Annotated in this window: 16 protein-coding genes; 10 read left to right on the top strand and 6 right to left on the bottom strand. The window is 62.7% G+C overall.

Annotation, left to right across the window (positions count from 1 at the left end; all coding sequences use genetic code 11):
• Positions 1-71: 71 nt before the first annotated feature.
• The 9 genes from EFB14_RS33325 to EFB14_RS06755 all read left to right on the top strand — a co-directional run bounded on the left by EFB14_RS33325 (position 72) and on the right by EFB14_RS06755 (position 8,928).
• Entirely contained in the window at positions 72-377 is a 306-nt protein-coding gene (locus EFB14_RS33325; RefSeq protein ID WP_126824447.1) for a helix-turn-helix domain-containing protein, read from the top strand.
• Positions 378-380: 3 nt separating this feature from the next.
• Complete coding sequence (locus EFB14_RS06790) at positions 381-641, top strand: hypothetical protein (protein ID WP_126824444.1); 261 nt, start codon at positions 381-383, stop codon at positions 639-641.
• 9 nt (positions 642-650) lie between these two features.
• Positions 651-890 carry a hypothetical protein gene (locus EFB14_RS06785; protein ID WP_009987796.1) on the top strand — a complete coding sequence of 80 codons (240 nt, stop codon included), beginning with the start codon at positions 651-653 and terminating at the stop codon, positions 888-890.
• Positions 891-972: 82 nt separating this feature from the next.
• Positions 973-1,089, top strand: a complete 117-nt coding sequence (locus EFB14_RS06780) for a hypothetical protein (RefSeq protein ID WP_126824441.1) — start codon at positions 973-975, stop codon at positions 1,087-1,089.
• Positions 1,090-1,117: 28 nt separating this feature from the next.
• Positions 1,118-3,679: a GcvT family protein gene (locus EFB14_RS06775; RefSeq protein ID WP_126823840.1), complete on the top strand. Its 2,562-nt coding sequence runs from the start codon at positions 1,118-1,120 to the stop codon at positions 3,677-3,679.
• Positions 3,680-4,071: 392 nt separating this feature from the next.
• Positions 4,072-5,052 carry an HlyD family secretion protein gene (locus tag EFB14_RS06770; protein WP_126823838.1) on the top strand — a complete coding sequence of 327 codons (981 nt, stop codon included), beginning with the start codon at positions 4,072-4,074 and terminating at the stop codon, positions 5,050-5,052.
• A gap of 1 nt (position 5,053) precedes the next feature.
• On the top strand, positions 5,054-6,262 hold the full coding sequence (locus EFB14_RS06765) for an ABC transporter permease (protein ID WP_126823836.1): 1,209 nt from the start codon (positions 5,054-5,056) through the stop codon (positions 6,260-6,262).
• Complete coding sequence (locus tag EFB14_RS06760) at positions 6,259-7,395, top strand: ABC transporter permease (RefSeq protein WP_126823834.1); 1,137 nt, start codon at positions 6,259-6,261, stop codon at positions 7,393-7,395. Before EFB14_RS06765 ends, EFB14_RS06760 begins: the two co-directional genes overlap by 4 nt.
• Positions 7,396-7,410: 15 nt before the next feature.
• The gene (locus tag EFB14_RS06755) at positions 7,411-8,928 is read left to right on the top strand and encodes a cyclic nucleotide-binding domain-containing protein (protein ID WP_126823832.1); all 1,518 of its coding nucleotides are present in this window, start codon (positions 7,411-7,413) and stop codon (positions 8,926-8,928) included.
• Positions 8,929-8,978: 50 nt separating this feature from the next.
• Here the strand turns inward: EFB14_RS06755 and EFB14_RS06750 are convergent, their stop codons facing one another.
• From EFB14_RS06750 to EFB14_RS06740, 3 genes are all read right to left on the bottom strand, one after another.
• A complete protein-coding gene (locus EFB14_RS06750) occupies positions 8,979-9,203 on the bottom strand; it encodes a hypothetical protein (protein WP_126823830.1) in 225 nt (74 codons plus the stop codon).
• Positions 9,200-9,952 carry a COG4280 domain-containing protein gene (locus tag EFB14_RS06745; protein WP_126823828.1) on the bottom strand — a complete coding sequence of 251 codons (753 nt, stop codon included), beginning with the start codon at positions 9,950-9,952 and terminating at the stop codon, positions 9,200-9,202. The genes EFB14_RS06750 and EFB14_RS06745 overlap by 4 nt, the downstream gene beginning before the upstream one ends.
• Positions 9,953-10,172: 220 nt before the next feature.
• Positions 10,173-10,910 (bottom strand): phosphatase PAP2 family protein, encoded by a 738-nt coding sequence (locus EFB14_RS06740; RefSeq protein ID WP_126823826.1) that lies wholly within the window; start codon positions 10,908-10,910, stop codon positions 10,173-10,175.
• Positions 10,911-11,102: 192 nt separating this feature from the next.
• Here EFB14_RS06740 and EFB14_RS06735 point away from each other — a divergent pair, with 192 nt between their 5' ends.
• Positions 11,103-11,648: a hypothetical protein gene (locus EFB14_RS06735; RefSeq protein WP_126823825.1), complete on the top strand. Its 546-nt coding sequence runs from the start codon at positions 11,103-11,105 to the stop codon at positions 11,646-11,648.
• Positions 11,649-11,662: 14 nt separating this feature from the next.
• On the opposite strand, the gene EFB14_RS06730 is transcribed toward EFB14_RS06735, so the two are convergent.
• Genes EFB14_RS06730 through EFB14_RS06720 form a run of 3 tightly spaced genes read right to left on the bottom strand, consistent with a single transcriptional unit; the run spans position 11,663 to position 14,655 of the window.
• A complete protein-coding gene (locus EFB14_RS06730; RefSeq protein WP_126823824.1) occupies positions 11,663-13,150 on the bottom strand; it encodes an HAL/PAL/TAL family ammonia-lyase in 1,488 nt (495 codons plus the stop codon).
• Positions 13,147-13,923, bottom strand: a complete 777-nt coding sequence (locus tag EFB14_RS06725) for an ABC transporter ATP-binding protein (RefSeq protein ID WP_126823823.1) — start codon at positions 13,921-13,923, stop codon at positions 13,147-13,149. The genes EFB14_RS06730 and EFB14_RS06725 overlap by 4 nt, the downstream gene beginning before the upstream one ends.
• Positions 13,924-13,950: 27 nt before the next feature.
• The gene (locus EFB14_RS06720; RefSeq protein WP_126823822.1) at positions 13,951-14,655 is read right to left on the bottom strand and encodes an ABC transporter permease; all 705 of its coding nucleotides are present in this window, start codon (positions 14,653-14,655) and stop codon (positions 13,951-13,953) included.
• Positions 14,656-14,657 lie beyond the last annotated feature (2 nt).

Genomic DNA, 14,657 nt, shown 5'->3' with positions numbered 1-14,657 from the left:
AGAAACGCGAACGTCGAATATCTGACGATCGTCCCCGTTCCGGCCCAGCAAGACACGCGCTTGTTTTCTTCATCCAGTGCCGCGCTGCGCGTGCTCTCATCGGATGGTCTCAGGATGACTTGTCTTCGGCCTCGAAAATCGTCAAAGAGACGATAGCCGATTTCGAGGCCGGGACGCTTTCCCCGTCCGAACGAATCCTGCAGGATATGAAGCATAGTTTGGAGGACGCAGGCGTGCTCTTCATCGCGGAGAATGGTGGCGGTGCCGGCGTTCGCCTTGCGAAACGCGCGAACGCCTCGATCGACACGAACGAAACCGAGACGGTTCAATACGAAGAACATCTCAAAAACGACGCCCCTCCCGGGGCCGGCGGCTGAATGATGACAAAGAAGCAGAAGTTTGAGCATTCCGAACTGGCGGGCGAATTCACTGATGACGGGATTACCGTGCTCGTCGATATTTTTCGAACCGCCGGCAGCAATGAGGACTGGACGATGGAAGTCGTCACGCAGTCGGAGGATCTGATCCAATGGGAAGAGCCCTTCGCGACCGACCGGGATGCCTTCGATGAATTCCTGGCCGTCGTGGCAAAGGATGGCATTCGATCCTTTCTGGAAGACGAAGAACCTTCCACGCATTGAGGGATATTTGTGAAAAGCATCAATGATCTCGTCGCGTCGGCGAAAACCGTCTGCGATCGATACCGCGCCGGGCGGATGGAGCGGGAGACCGTGCGGGAATGGGTTCTCGGACTGGGCGCCTATCCATCGCCTCACGGAGACCGCGTGCGCGAAGCGGCCGAATGGTTCCGCCTGCACAATCGCGAGCCGGTTTCGGAAGACATCGTGCTTGTGGATATCGACCGGCTCAAGGCGATTTCAGCGCCGTGATCCCGGGACGAGCAAGCGGACAGGCCAGCTGCGAGAGCGCGCCCATATCCGATCTTGGCCGGTCATTGCCTGACCAGCGTCAATCCGGGCTGACGCAATCACGCCGGTACTCGGCGGCGTAGGACCAATGACGTTCATAAGCCTGATGCATAATGCCGTCATCGCGAAGCGCAGGTCGAGCGCGGCTGGCAAGTTTTAATTCGTCCGATATGTAGAAGGAACACCACGTGGCAACATTTCCGGAAAAGGCAAAGGTCGTCATCATCGGGCTCGGCGGTATCGTCGGCGCCTCTATCGCGCATCACCTCGTCGAGCGCGGATGGGACGATATCGTCGGCATCGATAAGTCGGGCATACCGACCGATATCGGCTCGACAGCCCATGCCTCGGACTTCTGTTACACCACGAGCCACGACTATCTGTCAGTCTGGACCACGCAATATTCGATCGATTTCTACGAGAAGATGGGCCATTACGCCCGCATCGGCGGCCTCGAAGTGGCGCGTACCGGCGACCATGCCTGGATGGAGGAAATCAAGCGCAAGCTTTCCTCGGCACGCGCTTTCGGCACGCGCGCCCATTATGTCAGCCCTTCCGAGATCAAGGAGAAGTTCCCGCTGATCGAGGAAGATCAGGTGATGGGCGGCCTTTTCGATCCGGATGCTGGCCTCGTCATTCCGCGCTCGCAGACCGTTGCCGGCAAGCTGGTCGACGCCGCCGAAAAGGCAGGCAAGCTGCAGGTGTTCGGCAACACGCCCGCGAAGTCGCTGATCGTCGAAGGCGGCCGCATCAAGGGTGTCGTCACCCATCGCGGCACGATTATGGCCGACCACGTCATCGTCTGTGCCGGTCTCTGGGGGCGCCTGATCGCGGAGATGGTCGGCGAAGACCTGCCGGTCATGCCGGTCGACCACCCGCTCACTTTCTTCGGCCCGTATAACGAGTTTGAAGGCACCGGCAAGGAAATCGGCTTCCCGCTGCTGCGCGACCAGGGCAACTCCGCCTATATGCGCGACACCGGCGACCCGGCGACGACGGAGGGCGGTCAGATCGAGTGGGGCTATTACGAAGCCACCAATCCGCGCATGTGCCATCCGCGCGATATTCTTGAAAAACACGAAGCACGCCTTTCGCCCTCGCAGCGCGACCTCGAGATGGAACAGATCATCGAGCCGCTCGAGCGCGCCATGGAACTGACGCCGATCCTTGGCGAACTCGGCTATAACGAGGGTCATTCCTTCAACGGCCTGCTGCAAGTTTCCGCCGGCGGCGGCGCATCGTGCGGCGAGAGCCAGAAGGTGCGCGGTCTCTGGTATTGCGTTGCCATCTGGGTCAAGGACGGCCCGGGCTATGGCAAGCTGATCGCCGACTGGATGACCGATGGCCGTACTGAAATCGATCACAACAGCATCGACTACGCCCGCTTCTATCCGCATCAGTTGACGGAAGAGTTCATTGAGGGCCGCTGCTACGAAGCCGCCCAGAAGATCTATTTCCCGGCTGTTCACACCCGCGAACCCTATGTATCCGGCCGCAATGCCAAGCGCTCGCCCTTCTACGAGCGCGAAAAGGAGCTTGGCGGCTACTTCATGGAACTTGGCGGCTGGGAGCGTGCGCACGGCTACGCCGCCAACGAGCACCTTCTGGAAAAATACGCCGACCGCGTCCCGGTTCGCGAGAACGAATGGGACAGCCGCCATTTCTGGCGCGTGTCGAATGCCGAGCACCTGGCGATGAGCGAGGATTGCGGCATCGTCAATCTCAGCCACTTCCACATGGTCGATATCGAGGGACCTGATCATGTCGAGCTGATGGAATGGCTGTGCGCCGCCAAGATCGGCGGCGATGCGAACATCGGCAAGGGCGTTTACACCCACTTCCTCGACGACGAAGGCATGGTGCGCGCTGACTTCACCGTCTTCCGCATGGCCGACCGATGCCGTCTCGTCAACGGCGCCGATGCCGGCCCGCGCGACCTGCACTATATGAAGCGCGTCGCCCAAGACCGTGGCCTCGACGTGATCATCACGGACGTCTCGGAAAAATTCGTGACGATCGGCATCTGGGGTCCGAACGCGCGCGACACGCTGAAGAAGGCTGTGGCCGATCCGGCCGGGCTCGATCAAGAAAACTTCGCCTTTGCGGCGATCAAACCGATCGAAATCGCAGGCAAGCCTGTCACCGCCTTCCGCATCTCGTATGTCGGCGAGCAGGGCTGGGAATTGCACATGAAGTACGAAGACGGCCTCGCCGTCTGGGATGCGCTGCGCGCGACCGGTGTGATGGCCTTCGGCGTAGAGACCTATGCAAACTCGCGCCGCATGGAAAAAAGCCTGCGCCTGCAGAACGCCGACCTGCTGACCCAGTACAACCTGATCGAAAGCGATCTCGCCCGTCCGAAGGTCAAGGAAGCCGATTTCCGCGGCAAGGCAAAGCATCTGGAATACAAGGCGCGTGAGCACCAGCCGGCCATGCTCTGCACGCTTGTGATGACCGAGAATACCGACAAATCGGGCGTGAAGCGTTATCCCCTCGGCAACCTGCCGGTTGTCGATCCCGCCACGGGAGAAGTTCTGGTCGACGAGCTTGGCCGCCGGTCCTACACGACCTCGATCGCCTACGGCCCGACGGTCGGAAAGAACATCGCCTTGGCCTATTTGCCCTGGTCGCATTGCCAGGTCGGACGCAAGCTGAATGTCGAGTATTTCGCCGAGACTTATCCGGTGGAGGTTGTCGGCGTCGGGTACAAGCCGATCTATGACCCAGAAAATCTGAAGCCGCGCACCTAGCGCATCGGCCGGAAAATCGGAATTTGAAAGTGTTAGAGCGCCGTGCGTCCGAAAGGAGGCACGGCGCTCTCAGCATTCAAGCACTTGTGGCGCCGCAAGCACGGGCACCACAAACATGAGATTGAGCCGCTTGGCCGAAAACAACGAGAAATCTCGGAGTTAGTGCCACTCCGTTGTGTACGAGCGTGCACGTCGTCCGCGATTTCCAGCAAGACAAAGCCGCACGGGCGAGGCCCACGCTCTCCCGCGGGTAAAAGTTGCGAGACTCTCACCGAGCGGACCGGTTGTCACATAGAAACAGTCATTTGACATCTCTGTAGTGACCGGCAATGCTGACCCACCAGTCTTCCAAATGCATGCAGGCGACGTCATTCGGCAAGGGAAAGTGGGTCATGACAGCTTCCAGAATTCTTCGGCCGGCGATCGCCTTGGCGGTTCTGGCAGCACTCGGCATCCTGCTCTGGTTTGCAACACGCCCGCCGCCGCTGATCGTCCAAGGCGAGGTCTCTGCCAATCGGGTCGATATCAGCCCGCGTGTCTCCGGCCGCATCGCCAAGCTCAATGTCGATGTCGGCGATAATGTCGAGGCCGGCACCGTCATCGCCGCACTCGAAAGCCCCGAGCTGACGGCGGCACTTCATATGTCGGAAGCCGCCCTTTCCGTTTCGCAAGCCGATCTTGCCCGCGTCAACAGCACGCGCCCGGAGACGATCGATGCTGCGAACGCCGAGCTTGCCGCGGCCGCTGCGGATGTGACCCTCTACCAGGAAGAGTCTACGCGTCAGGCCAGGCTGATCACCACCGGCGCATCGACCCAGGCTCAGGCGGACCAGGCGGCCCGCAATCTCGAAGCGGCGATCCGCAAGCGCGAATCCGCCGCGGCCAATGTGCGGCTTGTTGTCGCCGGCTCCAGCAAGGAAGAGAAGGCGCTTGCCGCCGCGCAGGTGGAACAGACCCGCGCCTCGCTCAATCAGCAGCAGGTCAACGTTTCCGAACTGACGATCCACGCGCCGATCTCCGGGCAGGTCACGACCAGGGTCGCCGAACTCGGCGAGAATTTCAGCGCCGGCGCGCCGCTCTTTTCGATCATCGATCTCCAGAATCCCTGGTTCACCTTCAACCTGCGCGAGGATCTACTGAAGGGCTTGAAGGTCGGGGACAATTTCGATGTCGTCGTGCCGGCAATCGGCCCCGACAAGATCGCGGTCAAGGTGGCCATGATCAACGCGCAGGGACAGTACGCGACCTGGCGGGCGACACGGGCGACCGGCGATTTCGATCTCAGGACGTTCGAGGTGCGCGCCGTTCCGGTAAAACCCATGAACGGCCTGCGGCCCGGCATGAGCGTCATCGCCGCCTGGTCGGAGCGTTGAAATGACGCCGCGCGGGCGCGTACACCCGGGTTTCCTTCTCGTCTTCGCACGGGAGTTTCACTGGTTTCGCCGCCGGCCGTTTCTGCTGTTCCTGACGGCCATCCTTCCGCTGTTGTTGATGGGTCTTCTGGCCGCCGTTTTCAGCGCGGGTCTGGCGACCCGCCTGCCGATCGCCGTACTCGATCAGGACGGCACCGATCTGTCGCGCCAGATCATACGCATGGTCGATGCCACCCAGGATACATCGGTCGCGCTCGCGGTCAGCGACCTCGCCGAAGGGCGGCAGCTCATCCTCTCCGGCGAGGTCCACGGGCTGCTCCTGCTGCCGCGCAATCTTGAGCGCGATGTCTTGTCCGCCCGGCGGCCCGAGGTGGTGTTCTTCTACAACACTCAGACGATGACGACGGGCAATCTCGTGGTGCGCGGCATAAACTCCGCAATCCCGAGCGTCGCCGCGGGCATCAGATTGTCGTTGCGCACCGCCCAGGGAGAGCCCGTCGCTGTCGCACAGGCCGCGCTTGCACCCGTTCCGGTACAGGTGAATCCGCTCTTCAACCCTACCCTCAACTATGCCCATTTCCTCCTTGCCGCCCTGATGCCCAGCGTGCTGCAGGTGGTGATCATCACGACGATGGCCTATTCGCTCGGCCTCGACGTCGAGAGCCGCCACCGGCTGCGTATCCTCCGGCGGCTCGGCGGCGGGTTGTGGCCGGCGCTTGCAGGCAAGATCCTACCCTATACGCTGATCTTTCTCGCCGTGCTCGGCGTCGCGGATCTGGTCCTCTTCGATCTTCTCGACATGCCGCTGCGCGGCGATCGCTGGCTGCTGCTGATGGCCGGCACTCTCTTCATCCTGGCAAGCCAGTTCATCGGGGTGCTGCTCGCGCTGTTCCTGCGGCCGATGGCGAGCGCCATCAGCATCGGCTCGCTGCTCGCTGCGCCCGCCTTCGGCTTCATGGGCATCGGTTTCCCCAGAATCGGCATGAACGGCTTCGCCTATTATTACGGCCAGATGATCCCCGGCACATGGTACCTGATGGCAAGGATCGACCAGACGATCCGCGGCACGCCGCTCGATCTGTCGTGGAAGCCGATCCTGGTGCTGCTTTTCCTGGTTATCCTGCTCGCATCCGTCACCGTGCTGCAGCTGGAAACGATGCGATCGAGGAACCAGCGCCAGGCATCGGCATTGCGGGAGGCGGCGCGATGAATGGACTTTTTGCCGCCTGCCGCATCGAGCTCATGCGCATCCTGTCACTTCGGCCGGCATTCTCCGTGCTCATTCTGGCGGCCGGCATCTACGCAGCCCTCTATCCCCAGCCCTATAGAAACGAGGCCCTGCGCGACGTGCCGATTGCCCTCGTCGACCTTGATGGTACCGACAGCAGCCGCCAGTTCGCCCGGCGCGTCGATGCCTCGGCCGACGTGGCTATCGGCGCCGAACTGCCCGATGAGCCGAGCGCCGAACGGGAGGTCTTCGCCCGACAGCTCTACGGCATCCTCGTCATCCCGAAATATTTCGAACGCGACCTGCTGCACGGACGCCAGTCGCCCGTGGCGATCTATGCCGATGCCAGCTACTTCCTGATCTATTCGCGCATCTCCGGCGGCGTTTCGGCTGTCGCCAAGACCTTCGGCGCCGAGATCGAGACCGCACGGCTGATCGCCGCTCATGTCGATCCCGCCATCGCCGCCGCCGCCTCCGACCCAATGCCGCTGACGACGGTGCCGCTCTTCAACCCTCAAGGGGGCTACGCCACCTATCTCCTGCCTGCCGCCTTCGTTCTTCTTCTGCAGCAGATGCTACTGATCGGCGTCGGACTGCTCGGAACGCTGCGAAACGATAATCTCGCCGGCTCCTCGGCCGGCGCTCTCGCAACCGTACTCGGCAAGCTGCTCGCCTACCTCATCCTCGAAGCGGTGGTGTTGCCCTTCTATCTGATCGTGCTGCCTTATCTCTACGACATTCCAAGGCTCGGAAACCCGCTCATCGTCTTCGCGGTTTCGCTGCCCTTCGTGCTCTCCGTCAGCGCGCTCGGCATGGTCGTCGCGGCATTGTTCCGCAACCCCCTCACCGTCCAGCTGGTATTCGCGGCCATCGGCATCCCCTTCCTGTTTCTCGCGGGCTTTTCCTGGCCGACCGAGGCGATGCCGAAAGCGCTGCATTATCTGGCGTTTCTGGTTCCCAGCAGCTCGGCCATCAACGGCATCGTGTCCGTGTCACAGCTCGGAGCGCCGCTGAGCGACATCCGCACTTCGTTTCTGACGCTCTGGGCGCTGGCGCTATTCTACGGTTGCCTTGCGGTCGGATTGGAAGTCAGGATACGGCGAAGCCTTCGCTAGCAAATGAGTATTTCGATGCTTGACGATCTCACATGGTCCGGAATGCTTGCCGATCCCGGCGTCCAGGCCGGCACGGTGGCCGTGGTCGGCGCGGTCGTCACCCGAATAGCGCTTCGTCCCTTCCCGAGCTGGAAACTCGCAGGACAGGTGTTCTTCTTCACGGCGCTGACCATCCTGCTGATCTCTCATGACATCGTGCCCTATGAGGTTGGACCGCCCACGGGCTCGACCTTCGAACGTGTCTTCGTCGCCCTTGCCAAGGTGGTCTGGTGGATCAACGCCGCCTGGGCGCTGATCGGCTTCGTCCGCGTCTTCCTGATCTTCGAACGTCAGCCGCGGGAGGGCCGCCTCGTCCAGGATCTGGTCATCGGCCTGATCTATCTCGGCGCGATTCTTTCGGTGGTCGCCTATGTCTTCAGCTTTCCCGTCGGAACGCTGATCGCCACCTCAGGCGTCTTCGCCATCATTCTCGGCCTGGCGCTGCAGAGCACGCTGAACGACGTCTTTTCCGGCATCGCGCTTAATCTCGGCCGACCCTATACGATCGGCGACTGGATCGTCCTGAACGACGGCGTCGAAGGGCGTGTCGTCGAAACAAATTGGCGCTCCACGCATCTCCTGAACGGCACGAACGACCTCGTCATCCTGCCCAACAGCTTCCTTGCCAAGGTGGGGCTGACCAATCTCAGCAGCCCCGACCGCAGCCACGGTGTGACGCTGACGGTCCGCGTCGTGCCGACGAGCGGGCCGTCGGCGATCGTCGACGTCATGCGCACCGTGCTGCTGAGCAGCGGCTCGATCCTGACCGAACCGAAGCCCGGGGTGCAGGTCAAATCGCTGAATGCCGACGCGGTGGAAGTGGAACTCTCCTTCCGTGTGAAGGATATCGGCCACGCGGGGCCGGCGAAGAACGAGATCTTCGACCTCGTTTACCGCCATATCAAGGCCGCAGGCCTCACTCTGGCGCGGCCGATCGATGCCGGCGGCCCGCCTGACAAGGTGCAGTCGGAAGACATCGTGAAACCGCACCGTCCGACGCCGCTCAAGCTTCTCGACGCCATCCCGCTGTTTTCCTCGCTGACCGAGGACGAGAAAGAAACGCTGGCCGCCTCGATGACCCGGCGGACCTACAAGAAGGATGCCATTCTCCTTGAGCAGGGCGATACGGTGGCATCGTTGATGATCGTGCGCAGCGGCGCCCTCATCGCAACAAGGAAGGAAGGCCACAAGGAAATCGAACTCGGACGGCTGGCGCCGGGCGACTATTTCGGTGAGAGCGGACTGCTGATCGGCGTCGGCGAAGCGGCGAGCCTGCGCGCGCTCACCTTCGTCGTCGTCTACGAAATCGCCCAGGCCAGCCTGACGCCGTTGCTGCACGACAGGCCCGGTATCGCCGAGGAACTTGCCGCCACGCTGTCGCGCCGCATCGAGACCGGCCAGCATTCCTTCGCAGCCGAAGGCGCCACGCTGAACAACGGCTCGATGACCTCGCTGGTGATGCGGATTCGCCATCTCTTCCAGGTGCCGCAATAGCATGATGTCGTCCGAAAACCGCTTCACACTTTTCGGCATCATGCTCGAGACTATTTCCGCTGAAACTTCTTTCGCGCCGCGCGCGCCACACTCTCGGCGAGGATCAGCAGACAGCCGAGGAGAAGCAGAGCGGCGGCGAGTAGCGCATCGGCATGGGCGAATTTCACCAGCACGCCGACGACGGCGATCAATAGCAGCGCCGCCAGCGCTAGCGCGCCGTCGTCGATGAACATGCCGAAGAATTCCCTGAACGCGACCTTCAGAATATTCGTCATGCGGTGACCTCGGCATGGGCGTTGAAATACTGGCGCAGCATCCGGACTGCGGCGAAGGAAAAGATGGCGAGCACGGCAAGGATCGCCAGAAGCGAAAGGTCGGCGCCCGGCCAGTCGGCGCCGATGCCCTCACCGATCCAGAATATGCCAAAGGCGCTGAGTAACAGCCCGACGACGAATTTGAGGCTGTTCTCCGGAACCGCCGAAAGCGGTTTGCGCACGAAGATGCCGATGATCAACACCAACAGGCAAGCCGCGGCGGCTCCAAGGCTCGCATAGCCGATCATGCCATGTCCGGCACCGGTGGCGATGACGATGAACACCACTTCAATCCCCTCGAGCAGCACCGCCTTGAAGGCCACAATGCCCGCCAGGAAATTCGCGCGGCGCTCGGCGGACTGGCGCCGCAGGCTGTCCGTCTCCGCCGCGAAGGCTTTATCCTCGTCGTGCAGTGCGATGAAACCCGAAGCCCTAAGGATCGCCTTGCGCAGCCAGCGCAGGCCGAAGAGAACGAGCAGCGTGCCGATTGTGAATTGCATCAGTTCGACCGGGATAAGGCCGAGCAGCGGGCCGAGCGCCAGCACGAGGATGGCGAGAACGCCGAGCGCAAGACCAGTGCCGATGAAGGCCGGTCGCCAGCTCTGCGTGACGCCGACGGCGAGGATGATGGTGAAGGCTTCGACGACCTCGACGAAGGAGCCGAGAAACGCGGCCGTCACCGTCGAGGCGATCGTTGTCAGAGTTGTCATGGTTCTGGTCCGTTGTACCGGCGGAGATCAAAGTGTCGTTGATACCGGCATCACTGTGCAGCAATTTCGAGAAGGGAAAAAGGCGGGCGCCGGGAAAGACCCCGGCTCAGATGGATGTCACAGTGGTTTTTCGCATCTTTTGCGATTTCGTCACCCCCCTACGCCATGGATGAGACCTGGGAGAATATCGAGAAAGCTTTCGGCGTGTCGGGCTGAACAGCTATTTCTTCTCGTCGTTTCCGGCTTCGGCTAAAACATCAGGGGCGCGGCTTGGAATGAAGCGCTTCGAGATCAGCCAGCAGCCGAGCGCCCAGAGCGCGCCGGCGCACCATCCAGCGAAGACGTCGGTGGGGTAATGGACGCCGAGGTAGATCCGGCTTAAACCGATGATGACGGCAAGGAAGACGCCAGCGCCCATGACGAAGATCCGTGTCGAGCTGTAACGCTGCGTGCGCGCCACGAGCGCCCCGAGCGTCAGATAGGTCACCGCCGAAACCATGGCGTGCCCGCTCGGGAAGCTGAGATCGCTCACCTCGACGAGATGCGGCACGATATCGGGACGCGGCCGTGCGACAAGAATCTTCAGGAGCGTGCTCGCCAGCCAGCCTGACAGCACCGAGGAAACCACGAAGATCGCGATCTGCCAGCGCCGGTCGAGCAGAAGATAGACGGCGATAAGAGCCGTCAGCAACGTGAGAACGGTGATACCGCCGAGGCTGGTGATATCGCTGACGGCATGCGTCAGCCAGGCGGGGCCGATCGGCACGGCAAGATCCCCCGGCTGTCGCAGCGCCAGCAGGATTGCCTCGTCGAAACGAAAGGTCTCACCCTCAAGAACCTCGCTCGTCAGCCGCTGCAGCACGAACAGCCCGCCGGCGATCGATGCCAGCGCGATCAGCGTCAACGGCTCGTATGCGGTGAGCCTCGCCAGGAATCCGCGTGATTGAACCTCAGTCATGCCTGTCGTCGAGCTCCCTTTACCCAATGTCGATCCTCGCCAGATTGGCAATGCGAGCCCAGGATTCAAGACCTTGCGGCATTCGGGGACAGGTCGGAGGCAGCCGCCGGCCGATTTCGGCACGCCCGGTAGCAAAAACTCAACCTTCTTTTGCTATGGCTGGAGCCGATTGTCCTGGAGATGGTTTCGGCGATGAAAATTCTGACGGCGATGGTTCTGATGTCGGCCGTCCTGCAGCCGGTCTCTGCGCTCGGCGAGACCGAATGGATGGGCGGAGCGAGACAGTGGTCGGTCGGTTATGCGGCCGAGAGCCCTCATCCCTATTGCCGGCTGGTGTGGGACAGCGAGATCGGCAAGACCACGGAATTCCGCCAGAGCATGAGCGAGACATTCTGGCTGGTGACAAAAAATACATGGGACATTCCCGCCGGCACCACGACCGAGGTCACGCTGACGGATCGCAACGTGACGAAAGTGGTCGCCGCCCAATTCTTCGACAAGAACACGCTTCGCCTCTGGCCCCCGGCCAGCAAGGGGAGCGGCGGCCTGAAGAAGATCATCAAGAATTCCTTTGCCGGAACCCCCGATGTGCAACTGACCTTTGCCGGCGACGAAGGCGACTGGACGCTTCCGCTCTCGCGGGTGGACCAGCTCTACCCGACCTTCGCCCAGTGTCTCAAGCGGCTGGAGGCCGGCGAAAAGGCCAAGCAGGATTCGGCGACCAGCAAACCCTTCTGAAGGCTTCCTCCGGTTCAGCCCGGCGGCGCGGCATCGCGGATCAGGCCGCGCACGGCCTCGATATCGCCATTGAGCGGCCGCTCGTCGCCGTAGTGGGAAACATGCTCTCGGACGGCTTTATAGAGGCGGTCGGTACCTGCCGCGCGTGGCGCCGTCGCCGCCAGGAAATCATGCGCCTGGGCGGCGGCCATCAGCTCGATCGCCAGGATATATTCGGCATTGTCGATGACGGCGAGCAGCTTGCCGGCCGCCGCCGTGGGATGCGCCAGGAAATCCTCCTGCAGGCCGGAGGTCAGGCCGCCGTCCATCGCGGCGGGGGCGGCAAGGCGGCGGTTCTCGTTGCTGAGCGCGGCTGCGGTGTATTGGGCGATCATGAAGCCGGAATGGCTGCCGGCATCGCTCGCCAGGAAGGGCGGCAGGCCGCTCACCAGCGGATTGACCAGCCGATCCATGCGCCGTTCGCTGATCGCGCCGATCTGCGCCAGCGCAATGGCAAGGCTATCGGCCGCCTGTCCGAGTGCCGGGGCAACCGCATGTGCCTCGGAGGAGACGATCGGCTGCTCCGGCGTGCCTGAGACGGCCGGATTGTCGGTTACCGAAGCCAGCTCCTGATCGGCGATGCGGGCGGAATTGTCGAAGACGTCGCGTGCGGCGCCGTGCGCATGCGGCACCGAACGAAGGCTGAGCGCGTCCTGGGTGCGCCGGCCGCGCGCGGCGACGACAAGGCCGCTGCCGCGTAGGCGCTCGCGAAGTGTGGCTCCCACCTTCTCGATCCCGGCCGAGGGGCGCAGCGCGAGCACCGCATCGTCGAAAGCGGCGATCTGGCAGCCTGCCGCTTCCAGCGTCAGCGCCGCGGTTGCATCGGCCCAATCGAGCAGCCGTTCCGCGCGGGAGAGCGCGACTGTAGTAAGCCCGGTGGCGCAGGCCGTGCCGTTGACGAGGCTCAGCCCCTCCTTGGCGCCGAGCACCAGCGGCTCCAGGCCGATCGTAGCAAGCGCCTCGCGACCGCCGAGACGCCGCCCGGCAAGCGTGGCGCTGCCTTCACCGATCAGCACAAGCGCGGTATGGGCGTTGTGAGTGAGATAACCAGCCGAGCCTTTCGACGGCACGTCGGGAATGCAATCATGCTCCAGCAAGGCCGCAAGATGCTGGACGATCTCGCGCCGCACACCGGAATGGCCGTGGGCGAAATTGGCGATCTGGGCGGCGATGATGGCGCGCACCTCGCGAGGGGCAAGCAGCGGGCCGACGCCGCAGGCATGGCTGAGCACGATGCTGCGCGACAATAGGCTTTGCGAGGCGCGGTCGACCACCGTATCCGCCAGTGCCCCGACGCCGGTGTTGACGCCATAGGCACGCACGCCGGTTTCGACGATGCGCGCGACGATGCGGCTTGCCTGCTCGACCCGCTCCCAGGCGGCCGGCGAAAGCGCAAGCGCTTCCCCTGCCCCGACGCGCGCGACGTCGCGCCAGGTCAGTACTTTATCGATGACGATCGTCATTGACCCGTTCCGAAATGGCCGATGAACTGGCGGAAGGCGGGTGTGGCCCCGGTGGTAAACATCTCGTCCGGCTTGCCGCTGCTTTCGATCAGCCCTTCGCGCATAAAGACGACCCGGTTCGAGACGTTGCGGGCAAAGCTCATCTCATGGGTAACGACGAGCATGGTCATGCCTTCCTCGGCAAGCGCGCGCATGACGCGCAGCACTTCGCCGACGAGCTCCGGATCGAGCGCCGAGGTCGGCTCGTCGAACAGCATGACCTTCGGCTTCATGGCAAGCGCGCGGGCGATTGCGGCACGCTGCTGCTGGCCGCCGGAGAGATGAGCGGGATAGGCGTGGCGCTTGTCGGCGATACCGACCTTTTCGAGCAGCGCCTCGGCCTCGGCGATACAGTCGGCGCGCGGCCGCTTCAGCACATGGACCGGCCCTTCGATGACGTTCTGCAGGATCGTCATGTGGGACCAGAGATTGAAGGACTGGAAGACCATGCCGAGTTCGGAGCGGATATGATCCACCTGCTTCTGGCTGGCCGGCTTGCTCCGACCACCCTTGTGCACCATGCGGATCTCCTCGCCGTCAACCCAGATCTCGCCGTCGCTTGCGGTTTCCAGCAGGTTGATACAGCGAAGGAAGGTCGATTTTCCGGAGCCGGAGGCGCCGAGCAGCGAGATTACATCGCCGTCTTCCGCATCGAGGGAAATGCCGCGCAACACCTCGTGCGTACCGAAGCTCTTGCGGATATTGCGGACCGAAAGTCGGGTAACGCCTGGCATGGTTGCTCCAATCAGATCAAAGGTCGCTTACGCCTTCAGCGCCGCCGGAATCGCGCGGCGGTGTCGGGAAAGCGAATATTCGAGCAAGGCCATGCCCTGCAGGATGATGAAATTCAGGGCGAGATAGATGATGGCCGCGCAGAGGAAGACTTCCATCGTGCGGTAGGTCTGCGAGATCAGCCGCTGGGCTACACCGGTGACCTCCCAGACGGTGACGAGGCTTGCGAGCGCCGTCGACTTCATCATCAGCACGATCTCGGTGGAATAGGCCGGCAGCGCGTGGCGGAAGGCGATCGGCGCCAGGATGCGGCGCACCAGCAGGAAGCCGGACATGCCGATCGAGCGCGCCGCCTCGATCTCCTTCGGAGACACGGCGCGGATGCCGCCGCGGAAGATCTCCGCGGTATAGCCGGCCGTGCAGAGCGCCAGCGACAGGATGGCGCAGACCATCGGCTCGCGCAGGAACGGCCAGAGGAAGGAGTAGCGGATGACGCCGAACTGGCCGAGGCCGTAGAAGACCAGGAACATCTGGATCAGAAGCGGCGAGCCGCGGAAGACGAAGATATAGCCCTTGGCGAAGCCCATAAGCGCGCGGTTGCCGCTGACCCGCATCCAGACGATGACGAGCGCCAGCAGGCCGCCGAAGAAGATCGACAGCGAAAACAGGATCAGCGTCGTCGGCACAGCCTTGAGCAGGGTGACCATCGTCGAAGCGAGGAAGGTGAAATCCATCG

Source organism: Rhizobium fabae, assembly GCF_003985135.1.
Lineage (GTDB): Bacteria > Pseudomonadota > Alphaproteobacteria > Rhizobiales > Rhizobiaceae > Rhizobium > Rhizobium pisi.
The sequence above is the reverse complement of the archived record's forward strand: the minus strand, read 5'-3'. Positions and strand labels throughout refer to the sequence as shown.

Coding starts and splice junctions, on each gene's coding strand:
- EFB14_RS06755 (WP_126823832.1), top strand. CDS start 7,411: ATGCTTGACGATCTCACATGGTCCGGAATGCTTGCCGATCCCGGCGTC.
- EFB14_RS06730 (WP_126823824.1), bottom strand. CDS start 13,150: ATGACGATCGTCATCGATAAAGTACTGACCTGGCGCGACGTCGCGCGC.
- EFB14_RS06790 (WP_126824444.1), top strand. CDS start 381: ATGACAAAGAAGCAGAAGTTTGAGCATTCCGAACTGGCGGGCGAATTC.
- EFB14_RS06760 (WP_126823834.1), top strand. CDS start 6,259: ATGAATGGACTTTTTGCCGCCTGCCGCATCGAGCTCATGCGCATCCTG.
- EFB14_RS06740 (WP_126823826.1), bottom strand. CDS start 10,910: ATGACTGAGGTTCAATCACGCGGATTCCTGGCGAGGCTCACCGCATAC.
- EFB14_RS06765 (WP_126823836.1), top strand. CDS start 5,054: ATGACGCCGCGCGGGCGCGTACACCCGGGTTTCCTTCTCGTCTTCGCA.
- EFB14_RS06720 (WP_126823822.1), bottom strand. CDS start 14,655: ATGGATTTCACCTTCCTCGCTTCGACGATGGTCACCCTGCTCAAGGCT.
- EFB14_RS06735 (WP_126823825.1), top strand. CDS start 11,103: ATGAAAATTCTGACGGCGATGGTTCTGATGTCGGCCGTCCTGCAGCCG.
- EFB14_RS06770 (WP_126823838.1), top strand. CDS start 4,072: ATGACAGCTTCCAGAATTCTTCGGCCGGCGATCGCCTTGGCGGTTCTG.
- EFB14_RS06750 (WP_126823830.1), bottom strand. CDS start 9,203: ATGACGAATATTCTGAAGGTCGCGTTCAGGGAATTCTTCGGCATGTTC.
- EFB14_RS06725 (WP_126823823.1), bottom strand. CDS start 13,923: ATGCCAGGCGTTACCCGACTTTCGGTCCGCAATATCCGCAAGAGCTTC.
- EFB14_RS06745 (WP_126823828.1), bottom strand. CDS start 9,952: ATGACAACTCTGACAACGATCGCCTCGACGGTGACGGCCGCGTTTCTC.